The sequence below is a fragment of the Serratia surfactantfaciens genome (assembly GCF_001642805.2).
Classification (GTDB): domain Bacteria; phylum Pseudomonadota; class Gammaproteobacteria; order Enterobacterales; family Enterobacteriaceae; genus Serratia; species Serratia surfactantfaciens.
The window spans coordinates 500,771-514,116 of record NZ_CP016948.1 but is presented as its reverse complement, the minus strand read 5'-3'; the positions used below and the strand labels follow the sequence as shown (position 1 = coordinate 514,116).

Genomic DNA, 13,346 nt, shown 5'->3' with positions numbered 1-13,346 from the left:
AAAGTAAAAGGGGTTAGCCTTAGGCTAACCCCTTTTTTCATCCCGCTAAGTCAACATTACCCCTCATAACTGCGGAACAGTGCCCGGCCGCGCAGCAGGCGCACGCCCAGCCAGCCGCCGCACAGCGACAGCAGCAGCGCACTGGCCAGCGGCAGCGCCCACCACAGCACCGGCGTCGGCGTCCACGGGAAGTCGAACACCCGGCTCTGCAACAGCCACAGCGCCGCCTCGGCGCCCACCGCCGCCGCGATGCCCGCCACCAGCCCCAGCAGGGCGAACTCGCACCACAGCGTGCGGCGCAGCAGCCGTTTGCCGGCCCCCAGCGTACGGTACACCACCAGCTCCTGGCGGCGTTGACGCATGCCGACCTGCACCTGCGCCAGCAGCAATAGGCCGCCACACAGCACCACCAGCACCACCATCACCTCCAGCGCGCGGCTGACCTGCTGCAGCACGCCGCCAACCTGTTTCAGGATCGCGCCGATGTCCAGCAGACTGAGCGTCGGGAACTGACGGTTGAGTTGGGTCAGCATCTGGCCGTCGCCGTCGTAGCGGAAGCTGGTGAGCCAGGTCTGCGGCTGGCCGTCCAATGCGCCCGGCGGGAAGATAAAGTAAAAGTTCGGCTTCAGGCTCTCCCAATCCACCTGGCGCAGGCTGGTGACTTTGGCGCTGAACGCCTGGGTATCGCCGCTGAAGGTCAGCGTGTCGCCCAGCTTGATCTTCAGCCGCCCGGCAATGCCTTCATCCATCGAAACCTCGCCGGTTTTCGGCGGCCAGCTGCCCGCCACCAGCGGATTATGATCCGGCAGCGCTGCCAGCCAGGTCAGGTTCAGTTCACGGTTCACCGCCTCGCCGCCCGGATCGTCTTCATGCACCCGTTCTGTCGCCACCTGCTGGTTTATCTCGGTCAGACGCACCCGAACGATCGGGTAATAGGTTTCCGGCTTGATCTGGTGCTGCTGCAGGAAGGTTTTCACCTGCGGCACCTGCGCCTCGGTCATATTGAGCAGGAAAAAGTTCGGGCTGTCCGGCGGCAGCTGTTGCTGCCAGCGTTCGAGCAGATCGCCGCGCAGCACCAGCAACAGCGCCAACAGCATGAACGACAGCGAGAACGCCGCCAGCTGGCTGATGGTCACCCACGGCTGATGCAGCAGGCGATTGACCGCCAGCCGCAGCGCCAGGCTCTTGAGCGTGATGCGGCGCAGCAGCAGCAGGCTGCCCCAACCCATGCCGCCCAACAGCAACGCCAGCACCGCCATACCGGCCAAAATAGCCCACAGCAGCGTACTGGCCCCCATCAGCACCACCAACAGCGCCACCACGATCGCCGCCGTCACCGGCAGGAAGTAGCGCAGTGGCCAGACGTTGGCCGTCACGTCGCGGCGCAGCACCCGCAGCGGCTGGGTCGCCAGCAGCTGGCGATACGGCCGCAGCCCGACCAGCAGCGAAATCAGCACCAGCGCGCCGAGCGCCCACAGCCACGGCCAGGCGCCGGCGGCGGGCAACGCGGCCGGCAACACCGGCTTCAGCAGGCGGATCAGCAGCGCTTCGAACGCCAGCCCGATCGCCCCGCCACATACCGCCGCCAGCGCCATCACTGCCAGCCACTGGCCGACGATCAGCTTACGCAGCGCGCCGCGCCCGGCGCCGAGGGTTTTCAGCACCGCGATCAGATCGTAACGGCTGCGGCAATAGTGGCTCATCGCCACCGCCACGGCGGCGATCGACAACAGCAGCGTCAACAAGGCCGACAGCAGCAGGAACTGTTGAGATCGCTGCAACGACTTGCCGAGCGCGCTGCCGGACTCCTGCAGCCCGAACCAGCGCTGGTCCGGCGTCAACTGCGGCGTCAGCCGCGCTTCGTAACGCTGAATATCCGGCTCGGCGCCGGCGAACATATAACGGTAGGTCAGGCGACTGCCCGGCTGCACCGCGCCGGTCTTATCGACGTCCGCCAGGTTGATCATGATGCGCGGCGCGGTCTGGAACGGATTGAAGCCGGCGTCCGGCTCCTGAATGATTTCACCGGCGATGCGCAGCGTGGTGTCACCCACCTCGAGCGAATCCCCGACTTTCACGTTCAGCAGCGCCAGCAAGCGCGGCGCCACCAGCACGCTGCCCGGTTCAGGCTTGATGTTGGCCGGGCGCGTTTCCAGCTTGCCGTACAGCGGATAGACCAGATCGGTGGCTTTCACGTCCGCCAACTGCGGCCGATCGCCGGCATAGGTCATGGTGGTGAACGACAGCTGGCGGCTCACCTTCAGCCCCTGCTGCTGCGCGTCCAGCAACCAGCCTTCCGGCACCGGATGCGCGCTGCGCAGCACCCGATCGCCGGCGATAAAGTCGCGGCTCTGCTGGCTGAGTCCTTTGTCCATGCGATCGCTGATGCTGCCCAGCGCCAGCACGCAGGCCACGGAGAGCGTCAACGCCAGCCAAACGATCAGTAGCGACGGCGAGCGCCATTCGCGCCAGAACCAGCGCCAGATCATGCTTCCTCCCACAGCTTGCCTTCGCGCAGCCGCAGCCGCCGCTGGCAGCGCGCCGCCAGGGTTTCGTCGTGGGTCACCAGGATCAGGGTGGTGTCGAAATCGCGGTTGAGAGAGAACAGCAAATCGGCGATGCGATCGCCGGTTTGACGATCGAGGTTACCGGTCGGCTCATCGGCGAACAGCACCCGCGGCCGGCCGCTGAAGGCGCGCGCCAGCGCCACGCGCTGCTGCTCGCCACCGGACAGCTGCGCCGGCAGGTGATCGAGCCGCTTGCCCAGCCCCAACTGCTCGAGCAGCTGCACCGCCTGCTCGCGGCTCTGCCTGTCGCTCTCGCCGCGCAGCAGCGCCGGCAGCTGCACGTTCTCCAGCGCGTTCAGCGTCGGCACCAGCATGAACGACTGAAACACGAAGCCGACATTTCTGGCGCGCAACGCGGCACGCCCCTCTTCGTCCAGCGCGGTCAGCGACTCGCCCAGCAAGCGCACTTCGCCTTCGCTGCCGTCATCCAGCCCGGCCAATATGCCCAGTAAGGTCGACTTGCCCGAGCCGGATTCCCCGATCAGGGCGATCGTCTGCGCGGGTTTGACAAGCAGCTCGACTCCGGTAAGGATGGTGAGCTGATGCTCACCCTGACCAACGTGTTTACTAAGATGATGAACTTCAAGAACGTTTTCCGCTGGCATCTTCCCTTCCTTTTGCTGTTGGGATTATTCAGTTTACGCGCTGCCGCCGCCGATACCTTGTTGATTTTGGGCGACAGTTTAAGCGCCGGCTACCGCCTGCCGATCGAGCGGGCCTGGCCGACGCTGTTGGCCGAACAGTGGCAAAAAAAGCCGGGCGCGCCACAGCTGGTCAACGCCAGCATCAGCGGTGACACCGCCGCGCAGGGGCTGGCACGCCTGCCCGCGCTGCTGAAACAACATCGGCCGCGCTGGGTGCTGATCGAGCTGGGCGCCAACGACGGCCTGCGCGGGTTCCCGGCGCAGGACGTACAGCGCGATCTCGGCCAAATCATCACGCGGGTGCAGCAGGCCGGCGCACAGCCGCTGCTGATGCAGATCCGCATCCCGCCGAACTACGGCCGCCGCTATACTGAGGCGTTCAGCGCCGTCTATCCGGCGTTGGCCAAACAGTTCAACATTCCGCTGCTGCCGTTCTATATGGAACAGGTGGTGGTGAAGCCGGAATGGATGCAGGATGACGGATTGCACCCCAATGGGGACGCCCAGCCGTTTATCGCCACCTGGATGGCGGAGCGTCTGGAACCGCTAGTAAAACATGAGTCTAACTAAATTAGGGTCGTACACTAGGTAAAGTTATGCAAAAAGCGGTATTGATAACCGGCTGTTCCAGCGGGATTGGGTTGATTGCGGCGCAGGATCTGCGCAACCGCGGCTATCGGGTGCTGGCCGCCTGCCGCAAGCCGCAGGACGTGGAAAACATGCGCCAGCTCGGGCTGGAAGGCATCGAGCTGGATCTGGACGACAGCGCCAGCGTCGAGCGCGCCGCCGCCGAAGTGATCGCGCTGACCGGCGGCCGCCTGTACGGCCTGTTCAACAATGGCGGGTTCGGCGTTTACGGCCCGCTCAGCCGCATTTCGCGCAGCCAGCTGGAGCGGCAGTTCTCCACCAACCTGTTCGGCACCCACCAACTGACCCAGCTGCTGTTGCCGGCGATGTTGCCGCACGGTGAAGGGCGCATCATTCAGACCAGTTCGGTGATGGGCCTGGTCTCCAGCGCCGGACGCGGCGCCTATGCCGCCAGCAAGTTCGCGCTGGAAGCCTGGTCGGACGCGCTGCGCATGGAGCTGCACGGCAGCGGCATTCAGGTCAGCCTGATCGAGCCGGGGCCGATCTCCACCCACTTTAGCCAGAACGTCAACCAGGCGCAGAGCGACAAGCCGGTGCACAATCCCGGCATCGCCAAACGCCTGACGCTGACGCCGGAGGCCATTCTGCCCAAATTGCGCCACGCGCTGGAAAGCCCGCGCGCCAAATTGCGCTACCCGGTGACCCTGCTGGCGCACGCGATGAGCGTGCTGCGCCGCATTTTGCCGGGCCGCTGCCTGGATTGGCTGCTGCGCAGCAACGCTTAATTCGCCCGTCGGGGTTGAAGAATGGCGGCGCGCCCCCATCTACACCCCATGGCTCCGCACGATCAGAGAGAAAAAGAGATGCTAGCTCAAGCTGTTGTTGATATTAACGAAACTAACCTGCACCAGACGCTGGAACAGTCGATGTCCATTCCGGTGCTGTTCTACTTCTGGTCCGAGCGCAGCCAACACTGCCTGCAGCTCACGCCGGTGCTGGACAAGCTGGCGGCGGAATACGCCGGTCAGTTCATTCTGGCCAAGGTGGACTGCGACGCCGAGCAGATGATCGCCTCCCAGTTCGGGCTGCGTTCTATCCCGACGGTTTATCTGTTCAAAGACGGCCAGCCGGTCGACGGCTTCCAGGGCCCGCAGCCGGAAGAAGCGATCCGCGACCTGCTGCAGCGTTTCCTGCCGAAGGAAGAAGATCTGAAACTGGCGCAGGCGCAGGAACTGCTGGCCGCCGGCAACGCCGCCGAAGCGCTGCCGCTGCTGAAAGACGCCTGGCAGAGCAGCCAGCAGCGCAGCGACATCGGCCTGACGCTGGCTGAAACCCAGATCGCGCTCAGCCGCAGTGAAGACGCCGAAGCGGTACTGGCAACCATCCCGCTGCAGGATCGCGATACTCGCTATCAAGGCCTGGTGGCGCAGATTGAATTGTTGAAGCAGGCAGCGGACACGCCGGAGATCCAACAGCTGCAACAGCAGGTGCAGCAGCAGCCGGACAACGTCGAGCTGGCGGTGCAGCTGGCGCTGCAGCTGCATCAGGTCGGGCGTAACGAAGAAGCGCTGGAACTGCTGATGGGGCATCTGAAGAAAGATCTGGCCGCCGCCAACGGCAACGCGCGCAAGACTCTGATGGATATTCTGGCCGCGCTCGGCACCGGCGACGCGCTGGCCGCTAAATATCGCCGCCAGCTGTACTCCCTGCTGTACTGATATACCCTTCGTCTTTCCAGCCGCATCGTTGTTGGCTGCACGTTCGAACCCCAGTCACTTAGTTATCTAAGCTCCTGGGGTTTCTCACGTTTGCCGCCTAGACGCAACTGGAAATCCATTGGGTATATGTGTTGTCCCAAAGTAAATATTGAAGGGTATCCCCTAAATAGTTCGAGTTGCATCAAGGCGGCAAGTTTGTAAGTCCCCGGGAACTTACTCAAGTAAGCGACCGGGGCGCGCAAATGCAACCAACACAGATGCAGCTTGAAATATGACGGGGATTAGCGATAGACCCGCACCCCACCCTCTACGCCCGCCGGGCTGAACAACACCTGCCACAGCTGAATGTTGCGCGAACGAAACGCGCCGGCGCAGGCGTTCAGGTAATAAGTGAACATCCGTTCGAAGCGCTCGGAATAACCGCCAGCCAATTCCGGCCACGCCCGTTTGAAATTCTCCAGCCAGGCCATCAGCGTGCGATCGTAATCGGCACCGAAGTTATGCCAATCCTCCATCACGAAACGCCCTTCGCTGGCCTCGGCGATATGCCGCACCGAAGGCAGGCAGCCGTTGGGGAAGATGTATTTGTCTATCCAGGCGTCGACGTTAAGGTCGGTTTGATTGGAACCGATAGTGTGCAGCAAAAACAGGCCGTCCGGCTTCAGGTTGCGCGCCGCGACGCTGAAATAGGTATCGTAGTTCTTCGGCCCGACGTGCTCGAACATGCCGACCGACACGATGCGGTCGAACTGGCGGTCCAGATCGCGATAGTCCTGCAGTAAAATCTCGACGTCCAGCCCGGCGCAACGTTCCTGCGCCAGCTTCTGCTGCTCGGCAGAAATGGTCACGCCGTGCACCGAGACGCCGTAGTTTTGCGCCGCAAACTGCGCCAACCCGCCCCAGCCGCAGCCGATATCCAGCAACGTCATGCCCGGTTTCAGCTGCAGCTTTTCGCAGATCATCCTGAGCTTGGCCTGCTGCGCCTGCTCCAGCGTCTGCGCCTCTTTCCAGTAGCCGCAGGAGTATTGCATGTAAGGATCGAGCATCGCCCGGAACAGATCGTTGCCGATGTCGTAGTGCTCTTTGCCCACCTGCCAGGCGCGCTTGCGCGATTGGCGGTTGAACAGCCGGGCATAGGCGATGCGCGCGATGTCGCTCAGGCTTTTCGGCAGCCGCTCGTCGACGCCGGCCTGCAGAATGCGGGTAAACAACACGTCCAGCCGTTCGCACTCCCACCAACCGTCCATATAACCTTCGCCGAAGCCGAGCGAGCCTTCCTGCAAAATGCGTTTGAACAGCGCCGGGTTGTGCACCCGAATATCCCAGGCGCGCGGGCCATTGATGGCGACGCCGGCTTCGGCCAGCATCTCCTCTACAATGCGATACCAGCGGTCGTTCTTCTGGGCGAGTTCATCAACACTGAGCGAATCCATAACAATCCTTGGCCGAAATGTCATTTCAAAAAGCATAGTCGCAAATAAAAATGACAAATTTTTGACGTTAAACACAGGGGGTGTTTTTACTCTAGCCAAGGTGAGCAACATCATGAAATGAATAAAAATTATTGAAATCATGCCGTTTTGGCATACTTATCCGCGCCAACGCGGGCGCGGATAAACCGACGGCAACTAAGGCAAAATGGCGGTGCCGGCCTGGCCCGCCAGCACCGCGTCGATATCCTGCAGGCCACCGATATGCGCCGTCCGCCCGGTGCGATCGACGAAGCGGCTGACCGCCATGATCTTCGGCCCCATGGCGCCGTCCGCCACCGCCATCGGCGCCAGCTCCTGCGTGGTGGCGCGACGAATGGCGCGCTGGCGTGGCGTGCCCCACTCCTGGTACACCGCGTCGGCGTCGGTGAGGATCACCAGATGATCGGCGCCCACCTGTTCCGCCAACAGCGCCGCCGCCAGATCTTTGTCGATCACCGCTTCGCTGCCCGTCAGCCCATCCTCGCCGGCAATCATCGGGATGCCGCCGCCGCCGTTGCAGATCACGATATGCCGCTGCGACAGCAGCAAGGTGATCGCCTCGATGTCGAGGATCTTCTGCGGCGCCGGCGAAGGCACCACCCGGCGAATGTAGTTACCGTCCGCCTTCAGCGTCCAGCCGAACCTGGCCTCCAGCGCCTGCCGCTGTTCCGGCGCATACACCGGCCCGATGAACTTGCTCGGCGCCTGGTAATCCGCATCCTGCGCATCCACCAGCACCCGCGTCAGCAGCGTGGACACCGGCTGCTGCGGATGGCTGGCATTCAGCTGTTGCGTCAGCATATAACCGATCATGCCCTGGCTTTCCGCCACCAGAATATCCAGCGGATAGGGAGGCACATCGCGGTACGCCAGGTTTTGCAACGCCAGCAGCCCCACCTGCGGGCCGTTGCCGTGCACGATGGCGATGCGGTACTTCTGCGCCAGCTTGCCGATGGCGTCGGCGATGAGGGCGATGCTCTTATACTGATTTTCCGCAGAGAGCACGGCTCCGCGCTGCAACAGGGCGTTGCCGCCCAACGCAATGACCAAGGTTTTCATGGTTTGCACCCGTAGTTGAAATCATACCGTCCCGGCCGAATCCGCGATCCGGCCCTCGTGTTCACACCGCGCGCCGCACAGTGCGTTAATCGTCGTCACCCCCAGCCACACGCCCAGCAGCGTGTCCGCCCCCGAGAAATGCCCCAGGCTCAGCACCGCCGCCACCGCCGCCGATACGTCTTCAGGCACCTGCAGCCCCTGCGCCAGCGTATGCAGCGGCGTGGCGAACACGCCCTGCTCGGCGTAATGCAGGTAGTGCGCGCTCACCAGCGTGGTCAGCGTGTCCAGCGGTGGCGTATGGGCGAAAAACGGCGTCAGCCTGGCGACCTGGATGCGGCTGTCGAGGTGCGCGCTCAACAACAGACCGAGCAAGGTGTCGTCGTTGCTGGGCGTCAGCCCCGGCCCTTTGCCCAGCGTATGGCGCCAGTCGACCGCCCCGCCCCGCAGCCAACGAGAGAAATCCCGCGCCAGCCCGGCCGGCTCCGGCGTTAATGGCCGCTTCACCAGCCGACCGATTTCACCGTGTAATCCGCACAGTGCGGTGCTGTGCTGCAACACCGCCGTCAGCGGCCAATCGGCAATGGCCGCCCGCTGCGCCAGCGCCAGATCCCGCGCCATCACGGCGGGCCGGACAAGAAGCGCATCCAGCAAGATGCCAGTGGTGGAGAAAGCGCAGTGCCGTACGGACGGTATCGCATGACGCACGCGGTCGAAATCCCGCGCGCCAAGCTGCCACCCCATCGGGCTCAGGCCGCTGCCGGCGCGGTGCAGCGTCAGCAACCGCGCATTTTCCGTCAGGAAATTGATCGCGTTGTTGAAGCTGCCGACGCAGCGCAGCGCGCCATAGTCCTGCGTCACATGGAGGCTGCCGGCCAGCGCGACAATGTCCATACGCCCCTCCGTTCGCTTACGCCGTGATGCCGAGCTTATCGGCCAGCGCTTCGATCGCCTTCTCGAAACAACCGAGCGGCGCGCGCACCGTGCCGGCGCCGATCTGCCCGACCCCGGCTTCGCGGTGGGCTATGCCGGTGTTGATCAGCGGCGTGATGCCGGTTTCCACTACCCGGCGTGCATCCAGCCCCAGGCAGGCGCCCTGGAAGTCCCAGGTCGGGATCTGCAGCATCATGTTGCGCTCAAGATAGATCTCCGCCATTTCCTCGGAGATGTCGGTGGCGGCGCTCATGCCGCCGGAAGCCCCGACGAATCGCGTCACGCCCGGGGCCGCCACCATCGCCGCCCCGCCGATGCCGAAGGTTTCGGTGATCGCGCTGTCGCCGATGTCCGGGTTGGCGTCCGCCTGGCTGAAGCCGGAGAAGAACAGCCCCTCCGGCGTGTTCACCGGCGCGGTGAACCAACGATCGCCCATGCCACTGATCTTGATGCCGAAGTTCTTGCCGTTGCGGGTCATCACCGTGACGATGGTGCCCTGCTCAATCTCCGCTCCCGCATCCATCGCCGCCTTGCAGTAAGCCATCGCCAGATTGAGGAAGAACTGATCGGTGATACTGAGGAACTGCATCACCTGCGCCAGCTCCGCCTTATCGCGAGGCAGCAGGCTAATCTCCGGCGCCAACCTGCGCATCAATAGCGCCGAGGCCGCGATATTGCGCTGGTGGAACTCATCCCCCATGCTGATCGCCTGCGCCATCAGCGCGGTCAGATCGATCCCCTCCTCCAGCGTCGCCAGCACCGCTTTCAGCACCGGGGCCAAAGAGTCGCGCATCCAGCGCAGGCGCTGCTGCACATCCTCGCCATAGGCGCCGAAGCGCATCACCTTACCGATGCCTTCGTTCATGTTGCAGTAGGCGTAGTTGCCGTGGACAGTGTTCCTGACCACCACCATCGGCATGTGGGCCGAAGTAATGCCACCCATCGGCCCCACCGCGCTCACGCTATGGCATGGGATAAACTCGATTTCCCCTTGCTCCAGCAGCGCCAGTGCCTGCTGCTCATCCTGCGCCCAGCCTTCGAACAGGCAGGCGCCGATGCAGGCACCGCGCACCGGACCGCTCATCTCTTGCCAGGTGACCGGCGGCCCGGCGTGCAACAGCTTGCGCCCTTCAGCCAGCTGCGGGATCAACCGATGCGCCAGATCCACATCCTGCCAGTGCGGGCGCGCCTCGCGGATACGGGCGATAACGGCGGCGTTTGCTTGCTCAATCGTTGCGTACATAGCGGTTCCTTACTTTAATTTTTTCAAGATGTTGGCTAATCGTTGATCGCCACCGGCCACCGGCGCCCACTGGTAATGCACCACCGGAATATCGCTGGTTTGCAGGTCATCGGCGAAGCTGCGCAGCCCGGCGTTGATCACCGCGACGCCGTCCAGCAAGGCCGGCCGTTCGCGTTCAGGTGCGGGTAAGGCGGGGGTAATCAGCTGATGCGCCAGCGCGACCGCCGCCGGCAGCGACGGCATCACCGCGATGCCGGCCTCCTGCAGGGTGGCGATTTGCCGCGAGCGCTGCTGCGGATCCTGTTCGGTGCCGGTGACGGTAGCGATCGCCGCCAGCGGCTGGGCCGCACCGCGCGCCGCGTGCACCTTGGCCACCTCGTCCGCCAGCGACGCCGCCGGATCGTCTTGGGCGCCGAAGCCGATCACCACGTCCAGCAGCAACACGCCGGTCTGCGGCTGCTGCGCCAGGCGGGCGATTTCTTGATTGCGGGCGGTCGGGTCAATCATCGGGTGCGGGCGTCCCTGGGTATAAAAGTCATCGCCCATGTCGATGATGCGATGGCCATCGGCCACCAGCATGGCGCCGCGCGGGTGCTCGCTATCCACCGGCAAGCGCAGTTTTTCCGCCAGCAACATCGCGCATTCGGCCGCCAGCGTGCCGCCGGCGTACAGTCCGGCGATTTTGCCGCCGGGCACCGCGGGCTGTTGCGCCGCCTGTTGCTGCACGCAGCCCAGCATCGCCGCCAGGCGCGCCGCTTCATCCAGCGTGGCGGCGAACGTGATGTTGCCATCCTGACGCACGGCGGACTGCGCGCCGAGGAACAGCGCCACCACCGGCTTGCCGAGCGCTTTCATTTCGTCGATCACCCGCTGACGCACCTCGGGTGCCGGCGGTTTGGACACGAACGCCAGCACCTGGCTCTGCGGGTCCGCCGCCAGCATGCGCAGCGCGCTGATGGCGCTGATGCCGCCGATCTCCGCCGTCAGATCCCGCCCGCCCAGGCCGATAGCGTGCGAGATGCCCTGTCCCGCCAGGGTAATTTGCGAGATCAGCTCCTGAATGCCAGTGCCGGAGGCGCCGACCACGCCGATGGATCCGGCGGGCGCCACGTTGGCAAACGCCAGCGGCGCGCCGGCGATGCAGGCGGTGCCGCAGTCCGGCCCCATCACGATCAGCCCACGCTCGCGCGCCTTGGTTTTCAGCGCCACTTCCTGCGCCGGGCTGACGTTGTCGGAGAACATCATCACGTTGCAGCCGTCTTCCAGCGCCCGATCCGCCAACTCCGCCGCGTATTCGCCGGCGATCGAGATCAGCGCCAGATTGGCGGCCGGCAGCTTCTGCCGGGCTGTGCGCCAGCTGCGTGCCCGCAGCAGCTTTTTGCCGCCCTGGCTGCCCTGCGCAATCGCCTTGAGCGCCGCCTCCAGCGCCGCGCCGATCTCCTCGGCGATCGTCTCGTCGGCGGACTCCGCTTTGATCGCCACGCAAATATCGTTCGGCGTCGCTTCGCTAAACTGCGGGTGCCAGAAACCGGTCACCTCCAATAAGGATTTATTGGCCGGTGTCCCCATCATGACGGATATTTCCTCGACCTTGGGAGACTCACTGAGTTTGCGGGAGATCAACATCAGGCTGACGGAATCCTGAAAGCTCCCCTTTTTAATAAAAGCATGGATCATGGTGATATCCTTAAGACAGCATTTAATAATATCGGCAATATTTCCCGTACCGGCAGCACGGCGATGCATTGAATCCAGCGAAAAGGTTAATTATCAAGCTACAAATTAAAATCACGCCCAGAGGTGAGTGCGGTCACACTTTATTCATTGTTAGAAAAAATAACTTAATCCCTTGAATATTAGTTAATCCAGACGCGAGGAATTCATTTATAAAAAACTTCTAACAATGACGATTTAATTCAACGAATTTTTAATCCAATCGAATAAAACGCATCTGGATCACATTATTCCCCCCCGGTATTTATACATTACAACGCAGAGGCGAATTAAATAAACCGTAGTGATAAAAGGACTGTATATGAAGGTCTCTAAACAACAATTACACCAGCTTATCCAGCAAAAAATTCACGCCGCCGGCCTGAGCCAGGAGCACGCCGGCATCGTCGCCGACGTGCTGGTTCATGCCGATGCGCGCGGCATCCACTCCCACGGCGCGGTCAGGGTCGAATACTATTCCGAACGTATCAGTAAAGGCGGCACCAACAATCACCCGCATTTCACCTTTGAAAAAACCGGCCCCTGCAGTGCCATTTTCGACGGCGACAACGGCGCCGGGCACGTGGCGGCCAAGCTGAGCATGGATCGCGCCATCGAGATGGCGAAAGAGAGCGGCGTTGCGGTGGTGGGCGTTCGCCGCATCGGCCACAGCGGCGCGCTGTCGTACTTCGTGCAGCAGGCGGCGCGCGCCGGCATGGTCGGCATCTCGCTGTGCCAATCCGATCCGATGGTGGTGCCGTACGGCGGCGCCGAAGTCTATTACGGCACCAACCCTATCGCCTTCTCCGCGCCGGGTGAAGGCGACGAGCTGATTACCTTCGACATGGCCACCACCGTGCAGGCCTGGGGCAAAGTGCTGGACGCCCGCTCGCGCAACGCCGTCATTCCCGACACCTGGGCGGTGGACGCCGAGGGCAAGCACACCACCGATCCGTTCGCCGTCAGCGGCCTGCTGCCGATCGCCGGGCCGAAAGGCTACGGCCTGATGATGATGGTCGACGTGCTGTCGGGCATTTTGCTCGGCCTGCCGTTCGGCAAACACGTCAGCTCGATGTATCACGATCTCAGCGCCGGCCGGGAATTGGGCCAATTGCATATCGTGCTGAATCCAGGTTATTTCACCAACGAGTCGGCGTTCCGTAAAAATATCAGCCAGGTCATGAAAGAGTTGAACGCCGTTAAACCGGCGCCGGGTGTCAGTAAAGTGCTTTACCCGGGACAGAACAGCCATGCGCGTGAAATGGAAAGCGAGAAAAACGGTATCGAAATCGTCGACGACATTTATCAATACTTAATTTCAAATGATATTTACCAGCGTTCTTACGACCACAAAGACCCCTTCGCCAGTTAACGCAATCTTATTATCGTGGGCTTTTTCCGCCGCGGCTCGC

The 13,346-nt window shown here is 62.8% G+C and carries 11 protein-coding genes; 4 read left to right on the top strand and 7 right to left on the bottom strand.

The window, feature by feature from the left end; all coding sequences use genetic code 11:
- Positions 1-56 precede the first annotated feature (56 nt).
- Both ybbP and ybbA read right to left on the bottom strand, forming a co-directional pair.
- The gene (ybbP, locus tag ATE40_RS02360) at positions 57-2,489 is read right to left on the bottom strand and encodes a putative ABC transporter permease subunit YbbP (protein ID WP_019454119.1); all 2,433 of its coding nucleotides are present in this window, start codon (positions 2,487-2,489) and stop codon (positions 57-59) included.
- Positions 2,486-3,172, bottom strand: coding sequence for a putative ABC transporter ATP-binding protein YbbA (gene ybbA, locus ATE40_RS02355; protein WP_004940192.1), 687 nt, complete (start codon positions 3,170-3,172; stop codon positions 2,486-2,488). Before ybbA ends, ybbP begins: the two co-directional genes overlap by 4 nt.
- Here ybbA and tesA point away from each other — a divergent pair.
- From tesA to ATE40_RS02340, 3 genes are all read left to right on the top strand, one after another.
- The gene (gene tesA / locus ATE40_RS02350) at positions 3,143-3,781 is read left to right on the top strand and encodes a multifunctional acyl-CoA thioesterase I/protease I/lysophospholipase L1 (RefSeq protein ID WP_177342846.1); all 639 of its coding nucleotides are present in this window, start codon (positions 3,143-3,145) and stop codon (positions 3,779-3,781) included. The two genes, ybbA and tesA, sit on opposite strands and share 30 nt — an antisense overlap.
- A gap of 26 nt (positions 3,782-3,807) precedes the next feature.
- Positions 3,808-4,584, top strand: coding sequence for an SDR family oxidoreductase (locus tag ATE40_RS02345; RefSeq protein WP_063918872.1), 777 nt, complete (start codon positions 3,808-3,810; stop codon positions 4,582-4,584).
- A gap of 78 nt (positions 4,585-4,662) precedes the next feature.
- Positions 4,663-5,517, top strand: coding sequence for a co-chaperone YbbN (locus tag ATE40_RS02340; RefSeq protein ID WP_025160052.1), 855 nt, complete (start codon positions 4,663-4,665; stop codon positions 5,515-5,517).
- 281 nt (positions 5,518-5,798) lie between these two features.
- Here ATE40_RS02340 and cfa read toward each other — a convergent pair whose 3' ends face one another.
- The 5 genes from cfa to ATE40_RS02315 all read right to left on the bottom strand — a co-directional run bounded on the left by cfa (position 5,799) and on the right by ATE40_RS02315 (position 11,898).
- Positions 5,799-6,950 carry a cyclopropane fatty acyl phospholipid synthase gene (gene cfa / locus ATE40_RS02335; RefSeq protein ID WP_019454122.1) on the bottom strand — a complete coding sequence of 384 codons (1,152 nt, stop codon included), beginning with the start codon at positions 6,948-6,950 and terminating at the stop codon, positions 5,799-5,801.
- Positions 6,951-7,145: 195 nt separating this feature from the next.
- The gene (locus ATE40_RS02330; protein WP_019454123.1) at positions 7,146-8,048 is read right to left on the bottom strand and encodes a carbamate kinase; all 903 of its coding nucleotides are present in this window, start codon (positions 8,046-8,048) and stop codon (positions 7,146-7,148) included.
- 21 nt (positions 8,049-8,069) lie between these two features.
- On the bottom strand, positions 8,070-8,939 hold the full coding sequence (locus ATE40_RS02325) for an oxamate carbamoyltransferase subunit AllH family protein (RefSeq protein ID WP_063918871.1): 870 nt from the start codon (positions 8,937-8,939) through the stop codon (positions 8,070-8,072).
- A 16-nt stretch (positions 8,940-8,955) separates the two neighbouring features.
- The gene (locus tag ATE40_RS02320; RefSeq protein WP_015376903.1) at positions 8,956-10,221 is read right to left on the bottom strand and encodes a YlbE family protein; all 1,266 of its coding nucleotides are present in this window, start codon (positions 10,219-10,221) and stop codon (positions 8,956-8,958) included.
- A gap of 9 nt (positions 10,222-10,230) precedes the next feature.
- Positions 10,231-11,898: an acyl-CoA synthetase FdrA gene (locus ATE40_RS02315; protein ID WP_063918870.1), complete on the bottom strand. Its 1,668-nt coding sequence runs from the start codon at positions 11,896-11,898 to the stop codon at positions 10,231-10,233.
- Positions 11,899-12,256: 358 nt separating this feature from the next.
- Here ATE40_RS02315 and allD point away from each other — a divergent pair, with 358 nt between their 5' ends.
- Entirely contained in the window at positions 12,257-13,306 is a 1,050-nt protein-coding gene (gene allD, locus ATE40_RS02310; RefSeq protein ID WP_063918869.1) for an ureidoglycolate dehydrogenase, read from the top strand.
- Positions 13,307-13,346: the final 40 nt, after the last annotated feature.